Raw genomic sequence first — 16,674 nt, 5'->3', positions numbered from 1 at the left:
GGTCGAGGACGTCGGGATGCCGCTCACTCAGCCGTCCCCTCGCTTCGTCGAGGAGCTGTCGATACTCCGAAACGACGGGGGGGGGGTTGCTCGATTTCGGCGCTCCAGAACGCGATGTTGTGCCGCACGTGGCCGACGATCTCGTCGTCGCCCAGTGCCTGTTTCGCCTGCGGCAGCAGTTCCCTGGAGAGGCGGAGGGCTTCCTCCCCCTTCCCGGTCTTGCCGGTCGCCACCGCGAGTAAGTGCCGGGCGTGCAGCGTCTCGCGATGGCCGGCTCCGAGAGCGTGGGTGGCGTCCCGGACAAGGGCTTCGAACGCCGCCCGGGACTCTTCGAAGCGGCCGAGTTCCATTCGGAGGTATCCGACGTTGTGGCGAATGCTCAAGACCTCTTCGTCGCCACTCGACAGGGTGGCCGTGGCGATCGGAAGCAGCTCTTCGAACCGGGCGAGTGCCGCGGCCGCGTCGCCCGCCTTGCCGGTCCACGTCGCGTGCCGTGCCTTGCAGCGCAGCGTCATCCGGTCGGTCTCGCCGAGCTCCCGTTCGGCGCGCTTCGCCCAGGCCGCCCAGCGTTCCCGGTTCTCGACGGGGATGTGGGACGCCCGGCGCTCCAACGCGACGAGGGCGTCTTCGCGGAGTCCGGCGAGCCAGAAGTGCTCGGCCTCGTTGGCCACCGCGTAGCCCTGTTCCAGCGTCGGCTCGTCGTCTCCGGCCACGAGTGCCACCTCCGAGGTCGCCGCCGCCAGCCGGGCGTGGAGCCGGGTCACCGTATCTGGGGAAAGTGCGGGCGCGTCGGAGGTCCACAGGACGGTTTCGTCGGCGAGGCCCGCTCGCGTGCGGCTGACCGAGTCACCGAGCCCGGCCAGGAAGTCGCGGACGTGGACCCGCCGATCCGGTCCACCCGCCGCCGCGCTCGCCGCGGTGAGGATCGAGATCGGGATGGGCCCGCGGGTGGCGGCCAGCGTCAGCAGGTCCAGCAGGACCGCGTGTCCCGGCCGCGGTGAGGCCACCGCGCCGGTGCCCGGCTCGACGTCGGACATGTCTTCGTCTTCCGGGTCGTCCACCTGCGTGACGCTGATGAAGGTGACCGTCGAATCGCCGAGCCGGAGCACGTCACCATGCGCCAGCGTGGCGGCAGGCACCCGCTGCCCGTTGACGAAGGTGCCATTGGCGGAATCCAGGTCGGTCAGCCACGCGTTCGTGCCGTCCCAGCGGATCTTGCAGTGCAGCCGGGACACCCGCGAGTCCCCGAGCCGGATCGCGGCGTTCCTGCTGCGGCCGAGGGTCGTAAGCCCGAAGGACAGCTCGTGGTGGGCGGGCGGCTGACCGGGGACGTCGATGATCAGCGTGGCCGGGGTGATCCTCGGTGAGGTCGGCGAACCGGTGTCCTGGCCGCCCCAGCCGCCGATGTGCTCCGGCTCCCGTGTCACGGGAGCAGGCCGCGGATCCACGGTCGGCCACCCTCCGCCGGGCGGCTCGAAACCGCCGGTCAGGATCAGGGGAACCTCCGCCGCGGGCGGGAGGCGCGCCGGATCCCGCGTCGCCACGACCGTCGTCACCAGCTCCAGGCCCGGATCCGTCGCAAGGCTGCGGACGAGGCCGTACAGGCGTTCCCGGACGTCGGGGTCGAGGTCGTCGAGCCCGTCGATCGCGATCCGCACCGGCGCTCCGGTCCACTGTGGAGCGAGCGTCCGAAGTGGACCGAGCAGCGCCAGGTCGAAAACGCTGGCACCACTGCGGACGGCGTCGTCGAGCCCGGCATGGTGCGCCTGCTCGGCTTCGGCGAAACCGGGCACGGTGCGCCGCAACTGGCGGGCGAGTTCCCGCGCGAGCCGCTCCGCCGTGTCGCCGCGGCTCGCGAACAGGACGCCGTGCAGGAAGTCGGGCGGCACATAGGAACCGGCCACCGACGGCCGGGCGAGCGCGGCCAGCATGGTCGATTTCCCCGCGCCGGCTTCACCCGTGATCGCGACCAGCCGGGCGCCGGTGAGCAGACGTCCGACGGTCTCACCGAGTTTCGGATCCTGCCGGTAGTTCGCGGTCAGCCGTTCGATCCGGGGCGCGGCCGGGTTCCCCGCCAGCGGGGAACGCCGCCAAGCGGGGGAGGAGTTCAGCGCGAGCCACAGCCCTTGATCGGCCTCGGTCACCTCACGGGTGCCGTCGAAACCGAGGTGGATGGCGGTCTGCATCGGGCACAGGCCGGTGATCACCCGTTTGAGATCCGCGCACCGGACGCGTTCGCCGAACTCCGCGTGCCCCGACCGCAGCACCGAGACGAGCGACCGGCTGAAGCATCCGTTGGCGGCGACCCGGTCGTCCGAGGCGGTGAGCAGGTCGAAACGTTTGCCCGCTTCGCCGACGATCCTCAGCCAGCGTTGGCCCGCCTGCCTCGCCCCGATGCCGGCGTGACAGGTGTCGAGCAGGATCACCAGCCCGTCCAGCGTCGAGTAGCGGCCGAGCAGCTCTTTGATGCGCTGGGCGAACAGGAACGACCGGCGGCTGTCCACCGGCAGGCCGGTGTCCTTGGTGAGGAAGTAGAAGTCGTCGTCGGCGTATTCGCCGTGGCCGACGAGCGAGAGGAAGAGCGTCGCCTCGTCTTCCGAGGCGCGCTCGAAGGCCTCCACGAGCGCGTCGTCCAGCTCGACCATGGTCGGGTCGACGAGCAGGCCGCGGCCGTCTTCGAGCGCGGGCACGCATCCGCCGATCTCGGGATCGAGCAGGGCCGTCGACACCTGATGCCCCGCGTCGGGGAGGAACGAGAGAAGGTTCAGTGAGTCGCATTGCGACGCGACCACCAACGACCTGCGCTCTCCCACGGAGATCACTTTGTCTCATCGGACGGTCACCGGCAAGGGCGGCCCGCGATACTGTGCGCCATGGCTCGGATCGTTCTGGTGCACGGCATCGCTCAGGAACAGAAGTCCGCCGATACCCTCGAGGCCGAATGGCTGCCGAGTCTCGCGGGCGGTGTCCGGCTCGCCGGCGACGCCGCGCTCGCCGACGCCGTGTGGCGCGACGCCCGGCCCGGAGACGCGCGGATGGCCTTCTACGGCGACCTTTTCCGCAAGGACGGCCAGCAAGGTGGCGCGGACGAACTGACCGCGGACGAGTGGGCGCTCGCCGAGACACTGGCGGCGGAATGGCTCCGGAACGCGGCCGAGTCGGCGTCCCGCGAGACGGACCGAGAGCGGGCGAAGGCCGAATTGGCCCAGCTCGTCGGCCCGGCCGGGGAGACCCAAGGGGTACGCGCGGCGGCCCGTCCGGTGCTGAACGCGCTGGTGCGGCTGAAGCCGTTCGCGAGGCTCGGGGTCGCGTTCGCCGAACGCGTGGTGGTCAAGGCGCTCAAACAGGTGACGCTGTACCTCACCGACGAGACGATCCGGGAACGCGTGCAGGAGCGCGTCGCCGAGCACATCGGGCCGGAGACCGAGGTGATCGTCGGGCATTCGCTCGGTTCCGTCGTCGCCTACGAAGCCGCCCACCTGCACGGCCGTCCGCTACCGCTGCTGCTCACCCTCGGCTCACCGCTGGGCCTGCGGACGGTGGTCTACGAACGGACCCGTCCGCAGCCGCCGTCCGTCCCACCCGGCGTCGCGCGCTGGGTGAACCTGGCCGACCGGGACGATCTCGTCGCCGCGCGGCCGGATCTCAGCGGGCTGTTCCCCGGCGCCGACGGTGTCCTGGACAGCGGCTACACGGTCGACAACGGGGCGAAACCGCACGAGGCGGCGTTCTACCTCGCGAAGCGCCGCACCGGTGAGGTCCTCTCCCAGGCGTTAACCCGCGGCGGGCAGGCGTAACGCGGCGGTTTCCGCGGTGACGACCGATGGAAACAGCCGTCCTCGAAGATCGCCGGAGAGGTGATCTTCGACGGAAGGGTGAAGCCATGCGGGTATCGGCGGAGGTCGGCACGTGGCTCGCGCGGCGCAGCAGCCGGGCGGGTGACTGGTGGACGGCGGAGCTGGTCGCCGCCAAACGCGGGACCCGGGTTTCGGTGGTGATCCCGGCCCGCGACGAGGCGGAGACGGTGGGCGCGATCGTCGGCACCATCCGGCGCGAACTCGTCGAACGGTTCCCCCTGGTGGACGAGATCCTGGTGGTGGACAGCCATTCCACGGACGCGACAGCCGAGGTCGCCAGGGCGGCCGGAGCGGACGTCATCGCGCAGGACTCGGTGTTCCCGGAGCTGGAAAGCCTGGCGGGCAAGGGAGAAGCGCTCTGGAAGGGCGTCGCCGAGACCACCGGCGACCTCGTCGTCTTCGTCGACGGCGATCTTCACGACTTCACCGCGGATTACGTGACCGGTCTGCTCGGACCGCTGCTGACCGATCCGGGGATCGCCTACGTCAAAGGCTTCTACCACCGCCCGCTCGCCGGGGAGGCGGGCGTCGAACCCGACGGCGGTGGCCGCGTCACCGAACTCGTCGCCCGTCCGCTGCTCAACATGTACTGGCCGGAGCTGGCCGGTTTCGTGCAGCCGCTCGCCGGCGAGTACGCGGGACGCCGCGAAGTGCTCGAGGGCATCCCGTTCGTCACGCACTACGGCGTCGAGGTCGGCCATCTGATCGACCTGCTCGAACTGCACGGGCTGGACGCGCTCGCGCAGGTCGACCTCGGTCACCGGACCCACCGCCACCAGAGCACGCAGGCACTCGGCCGGATGTCCGCGCAGATCATGCTGACCCTGATGGACCGGCTGGAACGCGGCGGCCGGGTGATCTCCGCGGCGCCCCCGGCGACGTCGCTCGCTCAATTCCGGCGCGGTGCGGGGGAGTCCGTCGAGCGGGAGCTTGTGCTCACCGATGTGGCCCTCACGCAGCGGCCGCCGCTGGAGAGCCTCCCGCCGGAGATCCGCCCGGAGAACTCACCCGCTTTGCGCAGGAGCGCTTAGCGCCTCCCTGGGCTGCCAGCCCGGCGGGCCGAACACGTAGCCGAGTTTGTCCCGCCACGACCCGGCCGTGCGGACGTCGCGCAGGATCGAGCCGTATTCGTGGAAGCCGACCTTGAGCAGGTTGTAGGACTCGACGTTCTTGGTCAGCCCGTACGTCGGGCGCTTGCCCTCCGGCACGAAACTGCCGAACATCCGGTCCCAGATGATCAGGATGCCGCCGTAGTTCGCGTCCAGGTACTCCTGGTCGCTGCCGTGGTGCACACGATGGTGTGAAGGCGTGTTGAACACGTACTCGAACCAGCGCGGCAGCTTCCGGATCTTCTCGGTGTGCACGAAGAACTGGTACACGAGGTCGATCGACAGGCCGGTGAGGATCATCCACGGCGGGATGCCCGCCAGCGCGAGGATCGACCAGAACGGCAGCTGGAAGTACGGGGTCCACTTCTGCCGCAACGCCGTCGAGAAGTTGTAGTGCTCGCTCGAATGGTGCACCTGGTGGCCCGCCCACATGAGCCGGACACGGTGGCTCGCCCGGTGGTAGGCGTAGAAGACGATCTCCTGGCCCAGCAGCATCAGGACCCAGGTCCACCAGTCGTGCGGGCTGAACTTCACCGGCGCCAGTTCGTAGAGGGCGGCGAACACGAACAGCATGGCGATGCGGAAGACACCGTTGATCACCACCGCCACCGCGCCCATGGACATGCTCGTTCGGGTGTCCTTGACGCTGTAGCCGATGACGTTGTCGTCGTGGCCCAGCACGTGCAGCGCGAGGATCTCGATCGCGACGAACAGCAGGAACACCGGTGTCGCCAGCAGCACCGGGTCACTCAGATGGGCAAGAAAATCCGCCACCGCACCTCTCCCTCGTCCGCCCCCGTTATCTGACCATCAGGTAACTTACCCGAGGGTCACTTACCTCAGGGTAAGATAACCGCCGTGACAGAAGCAAGGGCCGTCGGCACGAAGGGGGTGCCCCGTGAGGAGCGGGAGACCCAGATCGTGCGCGCCGGGACGGAGGAGTTCGGCAAGAACGGGTACGCCGGGGCGTCGATGGTGGAGATCGCCCGCCGGGTCGGTGTCACGAAACCCTTGCTGTACCAGTACTTCGGCTCGAAGGACGGGCTGTACCTCGCCTGCCTGCACCGGGCGGGGGACAGGCTGACCGAAGGCGTCGCCGAGACGATGGCGGCGGAGGCCGAGCCGCCGGAACGGATGCCGCTCGCGGTGCTCTCGGCCATTTTCGAGACGTTCGACAACGACCGGTACGCCTGGAAGCTGCTCCGCGACCCGACGGTGCCTTCGACGGGTGAGATCGCCGGCGTCGCGATCGACTACCGCTACCGGCTCGACGGGTTCGCGCTGGTCGGCGCCGCCCAGCTGATGCGCTCACGGGGCCTGGACGACGATCGCGACATCGAGGCGATCGCGCAGGTGTGGACCGGCGTGGTCGATTCGCTGATCAGCTGGTGGATCGACCAGCCGGACCAGGACGCCGCGGCGATGACCGAGCGGTGCGGGCGGATCATGCGGAACCTGTTCGGCTGGTGAACGAAAAACCACCCCGCCGGGAGATCCCGGGCGGGGTGGCTTTCCTCCAGCTCACACTGGATACGGTCGGGGTGCCCGGCGCCGCTCCGGACACCCCGGCCGTGACTCAGGACGCGGCGCTGGATTTGCCGCGTAGCGTGACGTTGGCCGTCGACGCGTTCTTGATCGCCGTCTCGATCTGCGCCATCGTCGAGGACGAGGACAAGCCCGGCACCGTCGCCGACTTCAGGGCGTAGAGCGTGAAGGTGTAGGGATGGCTGGAGCCACCGGGGCAGGGGCCGAAGTACTTCTGCGAGTTCGCCCCGCTGCCCATGGCCTTCTGCTTGGCGCCGTTCTGGTTCGGGACGGTGTAGCCCGCTCCCAGGCCCTCGGGCAGTGAAACCGTGGACCCCGAGGACGCCGGGATGTCCCAGATCGCCCAGTGCAGTTTGTTGCCGTTGTTGGCCACGTCGGCGAAGACGATCGCGTATCCCTTGGCGCCGGTCGTCCCGGCGCCCCACGCCAGCGGCGGGGACGTGTCCTGGCCGGCGGTGCCGTCACCGGCGCAGGTGAACTTGTCCGGGATCGACGCGTTGTCGGCGAACGCCGAACTGGTCAGCTTGAACGCTCCCGGCTGCGAGGCGCCGGGGAACTTCAGCCGGACCACGACGTTGTCGATCCCGCTCGGGGTGCCGCCGTTCTTGTCCGCGTTGGTCGAGGTGACCCACAGGCCGCCATCCGGGGTCTTGGTGACCGAGCGGAGCCTGCCCCAGCGGCCGGAGAACAGCGACTGCACCGAACCGACGCCGTTGCCCGCCGCGTTGATCTGCGTGGCGAAGAGCTGTTCGCTGGTGACGGCCGCGACGTAGATCCAGTCGTTGACGATCTCGATCCCGCTCGGCCCGCCGGAACTGGTCGGCCAGGTCTTCTTCGGCGCGACCGTGCCACCGCAGGTTCCGCTGGTGCCCTCGCACTGGGGCCAGCCGAAGTTGCCGCCCTTCTGGATCAGGTTGAGCTCGTCCAGTTTGCCGTCACCGAACTCCGAAGCCCACAGCTGGCCGCGGGAGTCCCACGCCAGGCCCTGCGGGTTGCGGTGCCCGAAGCTCCACACGTAGCGGGCGTTGCCGCCGGTGGAGAAGAACGGGTTGTCGCTCGGCGCCGATCCGTCGGGGTTGACCCGCAGGATCTTCCCGTTGAGCGAGCCCTTGTTCTGCGCGGTGTCCTTGTTCTGCCCGTCGCCGACGGTGGCGTACAGCTTGCCGTCCGGGCCGAAGCGCAGCCTTCCGCCGTTGTGGTAACGGTTCTTGGCGATCCCGGTGAGCACCGGCGTCGAGGACGAGGACAGCTTTCCGTTCTCGTAGGTCATCTTCACGATCCGGTTGTCGCCGGACGCCGTGTGGTACAGGTAGATCGCGTGATCGGTGGCGTAGTTCGGCGAGATCGCGATGCCGAGCAAGCCGCCCTCGCCGTTGGTGCCGACCGCGCCCGGTACCTTGCCGACCGTGGTCTTCTCGCCCGACGGCGTGATCCGCAGGATCTCGAACCGGTCCCGTTCGGTCGCCAGCGCCGTGCCGTCCGGCAGGAAGTCGACCGACCAGGCGAGGTCCGCCTTCGTGATGTCCTTGTCGTACTCGGGAATCCCGCCGCCCGCCGCGCCGCTCGTCTTCGCGGTCAGTGCGGTGCTCGCGGCCGAGGCATTGCCGTCGAGGTCACGCGCCTTCACCGTGAACGTGTACGACGTGTTCGCCGTCAGGCCGGTCACCGTGGCTTCGAGCGAAGGCGTCGTCGCGACCTTCGCGGTGCCCTGGTACACGTCGTAACCGGCGATCGTGCCGCTGTTGTCCGTGGAAGCGTTCCACGCCAAGGAGACGCTGTTCGCCGTCACCGACGTCGAGCGAAGGTTCCCCGGCACCGTCGGCGGTGTGGTGTCCCCGCTGGGCGGTGTCGTGAACTGGACGACATTGCTTTGCTGCGAGGGGTTTCCGGCCGCGTCGAAGGCGCCGACCGAGATGTCGTAGGCCGTGTTCGGCTGCAGGTCGTCGACGGTGGTGGTGAGCGTGTTCCCGTCGACGGTCTTGAGAACGTTGCCGCCGCGCATGACGTCGTAGCGGACCACGCCGACGTTGTCGGTCGCGGCCTCCCAGGTGAAGGTGGCGCTGCGGGCCTTGATGTCCTTGGCGGCCAGGTTCTTCGGCGGGGTCGGCGCTTCGGCGTCGACCACCCCGCTCACGGTGAGCTTGTCCGCGTTCGGCCCGCCGTTCGCGGTCGTCGCGGTGGTGCGGATCTTGTTGGCCCCGGCGGCCAGCGCGACGTCCTTGGTGACGGTCTTCCAGGTGGTCCACGCGCCGGTGCCGGGGAAGGACAGAGTCCCGGCGGCGGTGCCGTTGACGCTCAAGGAGACGGGCCGGTCGATCGTGGTTCCGTTGGCGTAGCGGAAGGTCAGCGTCTGGGTTCCGGCCTGTGCGGCGTTCACCGTGTACTCGACGTAGCTGCCGGCGACGTTGTCGAAGTTCACGAACCCGGTGCCGGAGTAGCCCGCGTGGTTCTTTTCGACGGCGCCTTGGGAGATCGTCGAGGCTTCGGATTCGTGATCGGTCGGTGCCGCGCCGGCGGGCAGAGCCGGCAGGACGGCGAAGGTCATCGCCGTCGCGGCGGCGCACGTGAGCAGCGCGCGCCACGGTGGTCGGGGTGCCACTGGAGCCTCCATGAGTGAAAGTTCGGGGTTCGGGAGGGTGCAACGGCGGACCGGGCGAGCCCGGCGGGGGACGTGGAGTTTTAGTTAGGAAACTTTCCTATCTATGGTTCAGATCACACACCAGAGGGTGCTTCGTGTCAATACTTGACCAACATCAACACGCAGAGTCATGCCCCCGAATGCGCCCTCGCCCGACAAGCCGAACACGCGTGAAGGCCCCCTTCCCTCGGCTCAGTCGAGGGAAGGGGGCCTTCACGCGCACAAGTATCCAGTGAAGCCGGAACCTCACCCCGCGATGTCCGCCCGTGCGATCACCTTCGTGATCCGCGCCCGCACCAACGACTCCTCCGGGACGGCGTTCCGCTTCCCGTAGGCCTCGGCCTTGTCCTCGCCCATGTAGCGCCCACCGAGCCTGGTCGCCCATTCGAGCATCTCGTCCAGGTCGTTGTGCAGCACGGCTTCGGCGGTGAACTGCACGTACGAGTACGGCGGCTTCTGGTCGTCGACGGCCAGCGAAAGCCGCGGATCGCGTCGCAGCGCCTTCCCCTTGAGAGTGTCGGTGCCGGTGGTGAAGATCAGCTCGTCACCGTCCGGCCCCTCGTTCAGCAGGAACCACACCGGCGTCACGATCGGCGCCCCGTTGGCGCGGACCAGGCCGAGCATGCCCGTCCGCGTGCCCTCGCTCGCGAACTTCCACCATTCGTCCCGGCTCATTTCACGCATGAACCAGACGCTACCGCCGCCCGGCGCGCCGGGCACCCCGGTCACCCGTGCGGGGTGCGAGGGGCGGCGACTAGCCTGGCCTGCTGTGCGAGACGACGAGCTGACCGGGATGGGGCTGGCCGACGAGGGGCTGACCCGCCGCCTCAAGGCGCTGGCCTGCACAGCGCCCTTGCACGACCTCGACGCGCGCAAGGCGAAGCTGGACTGGGCGGACGCCACGATCTACCAGATGGCCGAGATCGCCCTGCACACGATCGACCAGGTCACCGTCTCGATGGACTTCGACACCGGCGCCGACCACGACCAGGTGATCGCGCGGTTGCTGCCGTTCGTGGCGCTCCAGGCTCCCGGCCGGACCCCCGACGAGCACGCCAAGGTCGCCCGCTGGGTACTCGACAACCTGATCAACGTCGGCACCACCGATCGCGGGTTCCGCCGCGTCTACGGCTCCATCGGCCCCGGCGGCGGCTACCAGCGCCGCCAGTTCGACTTCAAGCTGCTCGTCGAGCTGGCCGCGCCCGACGGCGAGGTCTACCTGCGCGCCACCGACGAGGCGATCAACGTGCTCGTCGGCGCGCTGGACACCGACGTCGAGTCGGCTCAGATCGCGGCCGAGGTCAAACTGGAGAACCTGATCAACCGCGGCCGCCTCGCCGACGCCAAGCTCGCGGCGGAGCAGGCCCGCTACCGGACGGTCCAGTACGGCGAGACCCTGCGCGCCAAGCTCGACGCCACCCGGCGTGACGTGCGCGCGGTCGACTGGGAGCGCGAGGTCCCGGACCTGCTGGATCAGGCGCTGTCCCATATCGAGTCCCGGTTCCGCGCCGAGAACGCGATCCTCAAGAACATCACCGCGTCGAGGGACGAGACCGAGGACCCCGACCGCAAACGGCGCGCGGCCGAGCTCGTCGACATCGTCGGCGACTGCATCCGCCGCCACACCCGGCTGCAGTCACGGCTGGCCGACGCGGGCGCGGTGTTCCGCGCCGAGCAGGACCGTCAGCAGTTCTCCGGTCCGCCGCAGCGCGCGACGATCGACCTGTTCGGCCAGCTCCTGATGCCGACGCTGGGCCTGCCGATCGCCGAAGCCGTCGCGCCCGCCGAATCGTTCTTCCACGCAGGCGCCGGGATCTCCCCGCCGACCGTGCCGTCGCTGTCGTCGCTGGTGTCGTTGCTGCTGCGGCCCGCGCCCGAACGCGACCAGCTCGTCGGAGAGATCCCCGAGCCCGAACTCATGCCCGCCGAGGTCACCGACAGGTTCGGCGACGAGCAGTGGCGCCTCGCCGACGACCTGCTCGACCTGCCGGAGGTGCCGCGGCGGTTGTCCGGGCTGCTCGAGGAAGCCCGCCGGATCGATCCCGGGCTCCCGGCCCTGGTCGCCCTGCGCGCGGTGCACGCCTACAGTCCCGAGGTCGGCGCGGCGCTCCGGCTGGGGGAGCGCCAGGTACTGCTGGCCGTCGACGACGGCACGCTGCTCGACGACCCGGAGTTCGGCGGAGCGGATCTGCTGCTTTCGTCGGCCACGGTCGATCGCCACGAAGAAGAGGAGGAGGTCGCGTGACGACAACCGGGGACGTCGAATCCGCGGCCAGGCTGGTTTCCTTCGGCATGCGCCCGAAGCAGCTGCCGTCGAGGGATGTCGTGTACGGCGACCTCGTCCGGCGCTACGGCGAGGACAGGGCCTTCAAACAGCTCACGCACGCGGTCGCGGCCGGGCTCGGGCTGATGGTGCTGGAGGTCAACCTCCAGGCCGGGGCCGTGCTGGCGGCGACCGACGAGTCCGTCTTCGAGATCAAGATGGACAGCTACGCGCGGCAGAGCAAGATCCGCGAGCGCCGCGAGACCGAGAAGGTCCTGCACGGACTCGTCCACCTGGCCACCGCGGCGCTCGGCTACCCGCGCCCGGACGACCTCGCCAACGACACCTACATCGGCCGCGTCAGCGTCGAGCAGGTGGACGCGATGGTGCGCGAGGCCTGCCGGATCCTCGACGAGCGCGCGGCGGAAGCGGAGGCGAACAACGACCCGCTGGCCGACGCGCCCGAACTCGAACAGGCCTGGCGAGCCTACGCCCGGCGTCCGGCGACGGCGGCGACCAAGGACGGCAGGCTGGCGTCGGACACCACGCGCGGCATGGTCGCGCGCGCCCTGCGCTTCCTGGCCGATCAAGGCTTTCTCGTCCAGGTCAGCGGGGAACAGGGCGGGACCTACCGGACGACACCGCGCTATCAGGTGCAGGTGCGCGAACTCGCCGCCGACGCGGCCTTCGACGACCTGCTGGAACTGAACGTGGTCTCGGTCGCCAACGGTGGCGGGACGTTGCGCGCGGCCGCGTCGGACACGCTTTAACCAAGGGGAGTCGATGTACGAGCTTTCGCGGGTTCGCCTGCACTCGGTGGGCCCGGCAGGCGCGCGGTACCAGGATGTCGTGCTGGACTTCAGCGGTGTCGGCGCGGCCATCACCGCGCCCAAACAGGACGCGCTGTTCAGCGCCGGGATCCACCTCGCGGGGGAGGGGCCGCCGCGGCGACCGTCGCCGGCGAGCGTGCTGTTCCTGGAGAACGGCGGCGGCAAATCCGTTCTGATCAAGCTGATCTTCTCGGTCATGCTGCCCGGCCGCCGTCAGGTGGTCGGCACGACGAACACCAAGGTGCTGGAGAAGTTCGTCGCCGCCAAGGACGTCTCGCACGTCGTGCTGGAGTGGCTGCAGGTCGAGACCGGCCATCGGGTGATCACCGGCAAGGTGTCGGAATGGCGCGGCCACGTGGTGTCGGCGGATTCGGAGAACCTCGTCGATTCCTGGTATTGCTTCCGGCCGACGCCCTCGCTCGATCTGGATTCGCTGCCGCTGACGTCGGACGGCAGGCTGCTGACGATGTCCGGCTTCCACGACCAGCTCGACAAGGTGCACGGCGGTGAGCCGGAACTGGAGCTGTTCTGGACCCGGCGTCACCACGAATGGACGTCCCGGCTCGACGGCCTCGGCCTCGACACCGAGCTCTTCCGGTACCAGCGCGCGATGAACGCCGGTGAGGGCGAGGCGGCGGACGCCTTCGCGTTCAGCACCGACGAGGCGTTCGTCGAGTTCCTGTTGCGCGCGGTGCTTTCGGAGGAGGAGCCGAAGGATCTCGCCGAGGTGGTCGCGACGTACGCGCACAACCTCGCCCAGCGCGGGGACCTGCTGTCGGAGCGTGATTTCGTCGCGGGGGCGCTCGATCTGCTCACGCCGCTGGCGGAGGAGGAAGGCGTCGCCGCCGCGTCACGGAAGCTCGCCGACGCTGCCCGCGCCGAGATGCGGACGCTGGCCGGTCAGGTCGCCGCGCGCGACAAGCTGGAGAACGAGCGGCTGAGCGGGCTCGAACAGCACGTCGACGAGGTGAAGTCCGCGGAGAAGCTGGCCGAGGGCGACCACCGCCGCCTCACCGCCGGTGTCACCGAACTCCGCCGCCTGGTCGGGAAACTGCGGCTCGAGGAGGCGCAGGAGAGCAAGAAGCGGATCGACGGCGAACTGGCCGAAGCGAAGACGGCCGCCGAGGCCTGGCGTGAATGCGCCACCGTGCTCAACCACCTCAACGCCTCCCGCAAGGCGCGAGATTTCCGGGAACTGGTGGGGAATCGCGAGCAGAAGGCGCAGCCCGCGCTGCAGGCTCGCAACGCCGCCGCGGGTGCGCTCGCGCGGGGACTGCTGGCGCTGGCCAAGAACGCCACCGAGCAGGCGGCGAAGGCCGAAGCCCATGTCGGCGCCCTGCGTGCCGAGGCGGAAAAGGCCCAGGCGGAACGCGACGAGTCGGCGAACCTCGCGGCCTCGCGCCGGGCGGAGGCCCGCGGGCTGGGCGCGCGGATCGCCGAAATCCGTGAGGAGATCGCGGAAACCGTCCGGTCCGGCGCGCTCAAGGCCGGTGCCGACGTCGCCGAAGCGGCGCGTGCGGCCAGGACGGAGGCCGAGGAGACCGCCGCGGAACTCGTCCGTCGTGAACAGGAACTCGAACGTGTCGCGGAGGATCTGCGGTCCGCGCAGGCCACCGTGAACGACGCGCACCGGCTCGCTGGGTCCACAAAGGACCGTCTGGAACGCGCGGCCGACGAACTCGACCGGGCCAACCGGCGCACCGACGCGCTCGCCGTCGAACCGCGGCTGAGCGAACTCCTCGGCGCGGACGACGTCACGCTGGAGACGGACCTTCCGGTGCTGCTGGAGCGGCTTCGCGAGGCGGGTTCGGCCGCGGAGAAGGAACAGACCGCGCTGCGGATGGAGGAATCGGTCGACGAGCGCGCGCTGAACGCGCTCGGCTCGGGCGGCCTCCTGCCCGCCACCGAAGAGGTCCAAGCCGCTTTGGACGCGCTGGAAGCCGCCGGGATGAACGCGTGGTCCGGCTGGCGTTACCTGTCCACTTTGGACAAGAAAAGGCGGGCGGCCGTACTGGCCCGCGCGCCCCAGCTGGTCTCGGGGATCCTGCTCAACGAACCGGAGCAGGTCCGGCTCGCCGAGAAGGTCCTGTCGGAGCGGCGTCTGCTGCCCACCACGATCATCCCGGTCGCCACGACCGAGGCCACCACGACCGACCGCCTGCCGGACGAGGCCGGGATCGAATTCCTCGTGCCGCCCAACCCGGCGATGTACGACGAAGAGGCCGCTGACGCCGAGCGCGAGGCCATCGCGCTCCGGCACGCGGAACGGCAGCGAAGGCTGGAAGCGCTGGCGACATCGCTGGCCGACGACAGCGCCCTGTCGTGGAAGCTCAAGACCTGGCGTGAGGACTACCCGCCCGGCAGCATCGCGACACTGGCCGAGCAGCTCCAGAACGCGCGTACCGCGCACGAAACCGCACAGACCGCGTTGGATCAAGCGGAAAAGGAGTTCCAGCGTCTCGGCGAGAAGGCGGCCGGGCTGCGGGAACGGGTGCCCGAGCTGCGCGCGGCTTCGGCCGATGCGGGGGAGCGGGCTCGCGGGCTCGAAACGCTCGCGGCGCGCGCCGCGAAGATTCCCGAGTGGACGGACGACGTCGAACGCGCGACCGAAACCGCCGAACGGGCGGAGACGACGGCGGCCGAAGCCGCGGTGAGGGCCTCCCGGCTGCGCGAGCAGGCGAGCGAGGAGCAACGCACCGCCGACGGGCACCGGCGCACGGCGACGACCGCGAAGGCCGAACTGGCCGAGGTGCCGGGATCGAGTGACGTCACCGAAAACGACCCCGTGCCCGCCGAACCGGTGGACGCGTTGCGGAGGACATTCGCGTCGGCTTCGGAGGCGTACGCGAAGGTGGAGGTCGGCAGCGACCTCCGTGCCGAACTCGACCAGGCCGAGAGTGTCGAGGCGTCCGCGCGGGCGGCCGTGGAGGCGCTGGACGACGCCGTCCGCGAGCGGGCCTCGGCGTTGCTGGAGACGCCGGACGGTTCCGACGCTTCGGCGCGGGCGGCGGCGCAGGCGCGGGCGAACCGCGCGGTCGCGGTGCTGGAGGAGGAGCGCACCGAGATCGTCGGGCTCGTCGCGACCCGCAAGGCGGAACTGGGCCAGTTGCCGGAACAGCCGTCCGCGATCGCTTCCGACGCGCGGCCGAGAGACATCGAGCACGGCCTGGAGCTGATCGACGAGGCGAGCCTCGAAGTGTCCGCCGCCGCGCGGAAATGGGAGGAACTGCAGAAGCGCCGCGCCGCGGCCGAAGCGACGCTGGAGTCCGCGAAGGTTTCCGCGTCCGGCTTCGGCCTGCTCGCCGAATCCATGGCGCACCTCTTGTCCAAAGACGACGAAGAGGCGGCGTTCGACGGTGATGTCGAATCCGCGCGCGCCAAGCACTCCCGGCTCAACACCTCGCTCACCGAGGCGCAGGACGCCGCCGACGCGGGTGACCGCCGGGTGCGGGCCGCGGCCGACCAGCTGGCGCAGTACGCCACGGACAAGCGCTTCGAGAAGCTCAGCACACCGGTGCGGCAGCAGGTGATCTCGGTCCGCCGTGATCAGCTGCCCGCCCACGCCGCGGAATGGGCGGAGGCGCTGCGGCCCCGGCTGCGCACGCTCACCGACGATCTCGCGCAGATCGACCGGCACCGCGGCGGCATCATCACCCGCCTGCAGGGCATGGTCGACGGTGCGCTGCGAACTCTCCGTGCGGCACAACGGGTTTCGCGGTTGCCGGACGGTCTCGGCGACTGGTCGGGCCAGGAGTTCCTGCGGATCCGCTTCACCGAACTCGAGGAGAACGTGCTCGCCGAGAAACTGGGCGAGGTCGTCGACGAGGCCGCGGTGGGGAAGACCTCCGACGGCCGGGATGTCAAGCGGGACGGGCTATCCCTCGTGCTGCGCGGCGTGCAGGCCGCCGCTCCCAAGGGTTTCCGGGTCGACATGCTGAAGCCGGACTCCGTGCTGCGGACCGAGCGGCAGCGCGTCTCCGAGATCAGGGACGTCTTCTCCGGCGGGCAGCAGCTGACCGCGGCGATCATCCTGTACTGCACCCTGGCGGCGCTGCGGGCGAACAACCGCGGCAAGGCCCGCAACCGGCATTCCGGCGTGCTGTTCCTCGACAATCCGATCGGCCGCGCGTCGGCGGGCTACCTGCTGGAACTGCAGCGCGCGGTCGCGGAGGCGCTGGGCGTCCAGCTGATCTACACCACCGGCCTGTTCGACGCCGGCGCGCTGAGCGAGTTCCCGCTGATCGTGCGGTTGCGCAACGACGCGGACCTGCGGGCGGGGCGCAAGTACCTGTCCGTCGACGCGACGATCCGGAACGCGACCGACGAACTCGGCGAGCCGGACGGCGTCGCGCGGCTTTCGGCGACGCGGCTGTTCACGCGGCCGTCGGACGAGCCAGAACCGGAAGAGGAGACCGCCTAGGTGGCACCGTGT

The 16,674-nt window shown here is 69.9% G+C and carries 10 protein-coding genes; 6 read left to right on the top strand and 4 right to left on the bottom strand.

Features of this window, described 5'->3' with window-relative positions; all coding sequences use genetic code 11:
- Positions 1-23: 23 nt before the first annotated feature.
- A complete protein-coding gene (locus BLW75_RS09905) occupies positions 24-2,813 on the bottom strand; it encodes an FHA domain-containing protein (RefSeq protein WP_241783579.1) in 2,790 nt (929 codons plus the stop codon).
- A gap of 60 nt (positions 2,814-2,873) precedes the next feature.
- On the opposite strand from BLW75_RS09905, the gene BLW75_RS09900 reads away from it, so the two are divergent.
- Both BLW75_RS09900 and BLW75_RS09895 read left to right on the top strand, forming a co-directional pair.
- A complete protein-coding gene (locus BLW75_RS09900) occupies positions 2,874-3,797 on the top strand; it encodes a hypothetical protein (RefSeq protein ID WP_034311728.1) in 924 nt (307 codons plus the stop codon).
- 86 nt (positions 3,798-3,883) lie between these two features.
- Complete coding sequence (locus BLW75_RS09895) at positions 3,884-4,888, top strand: glucosyl-3-phosphoglycerate synthase (RefSeq protein WP_034311729.1); 1,005 nt, start codon at positions 3,884-3,886, stop codon at positions 4,886-4,888.
- Here BLW75_RS09895 and BLW75_RS09890 read toward each other — a convergent pair.
- Complete coding sequence (locus tag BLW75_RS09890) at positions 4,862-5,740, bottom strand: sterol desaturase family protein (RefSeq protein WP_034311732.1); 879 nt, start codon at positions 5,738-5,740, stop codon at positions 4,862-4,864. The genes BLW75_RS09895 and BLW75_RS09890 overlap by 27 nt on opposite strands.
- 84 nt (positions 5,741-5,824) lie before the next feature.
- On the opposite strand from BLW75_RS09890, the gene BLW75_RS09885 reads away from it, so the two are divergent.
- Positions 5,825-6,436 carry a TetR/AcrR family transcriptional regulator gene (locus tag BLW75_RS09885; protein WP_233621456.1) on the top strand — a complete coding sequence of 204 codons (612 nt, stop codon included), beginning with the start codon at positions 5,825-5,827 and terminating at the stop codon, positions 6,434-6,436.
- A gap of 106 nt (positions 6,437-6,542) precedes the next feature.
- On the opposite strand, the gene BLW75_RS09880 is transcribed toward BLW75_RS09885, so the two are convergent.
- The gene (locus BLW75_RS09880; RefSeq protein ID WP_198935734.1) at positions 6,543-9,056 is read right to left on the bottom strand and encodes a PQQ-dependent sugar dehydrogenase; all 2,514 of its coding nucleotides are present in this window, start codon (positions 9,054-9,056) and stop codon (positions 6,543-6,545) included.
- 339 nt (positions 9,057-9,395) lie between these two features.
- Positions 9,396-9,833, bottom strand: coding sequence for a PPOX class F420-dependent oxidoreductase (locus BLW75_RS09875; protein WP_034311892.1), 438 nt, complete (start codon positions 9,831-9,833; stop codon positions 9,396-9,398).
- Positions 9,834-9,942: 109 nt separating this feature from the next.
- Between BLW75_RS09875 and BLW75_RS09870 the strand changes: the two genes are divergently transcribed.
- The 3 genes from BLW75_RS09870 to BLW75_RS09860 are packed head-to-tail and all read left to right on the top strand — an operon-like array spanning position 9,943 to position 16,662.
- Entirely contained in the window at positions 9,943-11,394 is a 1,452-nt protein-coding gene (locus BLW75_RS09870; RefSeq protein ID WP_034311893.1) for a hypothetical protein, read from the top strand.
- Between the two features lie 47 nt (positions 11,395-11,441).
- Positions 11,442-12,182 carry a hypothetical protein gene (locus BLW75_RS09865; RefSeq protein ID WP_091599662.1) on the top strand — a complete coding sequence of 247 codons (741 nt, stop codon included), beginning with the start codon at positions 11,442-11,444 and terminating at the stop codon, positions 12,180-12,182.
- A 13-nt stretch (positions 12,183-12,195) separates the two neighbouring features.
- On the top strand, positions 12,196-16,662 hold the full coding sequence (locus BLW75_RS09860; RefSeq protein WP_034311742.1) for a coiled-coil domain-containing protein: 4,467 nt from the start codon (positions 12,196-12,198) through the stop codon (positions 16,660-16,662).
- The last annotated feature ends 12 nt before the right edge of the window (positions 16,663-16,674 follow it).

The organism is Amycolatopsis lurida (genome assembly GCF_900105055.1).
In the GTDB taxonomy this organism is placed as follows: domain Bacteria; phylum Actinomycetota; class Actinomycetes; order Mycobacteriales; family Pseudonocardiaceae; genus Amycolatopsis; species Amycolatopsis lurida.
This window is presented reverse-complemented; position numbering and strand designations above follow the sequence as displayed.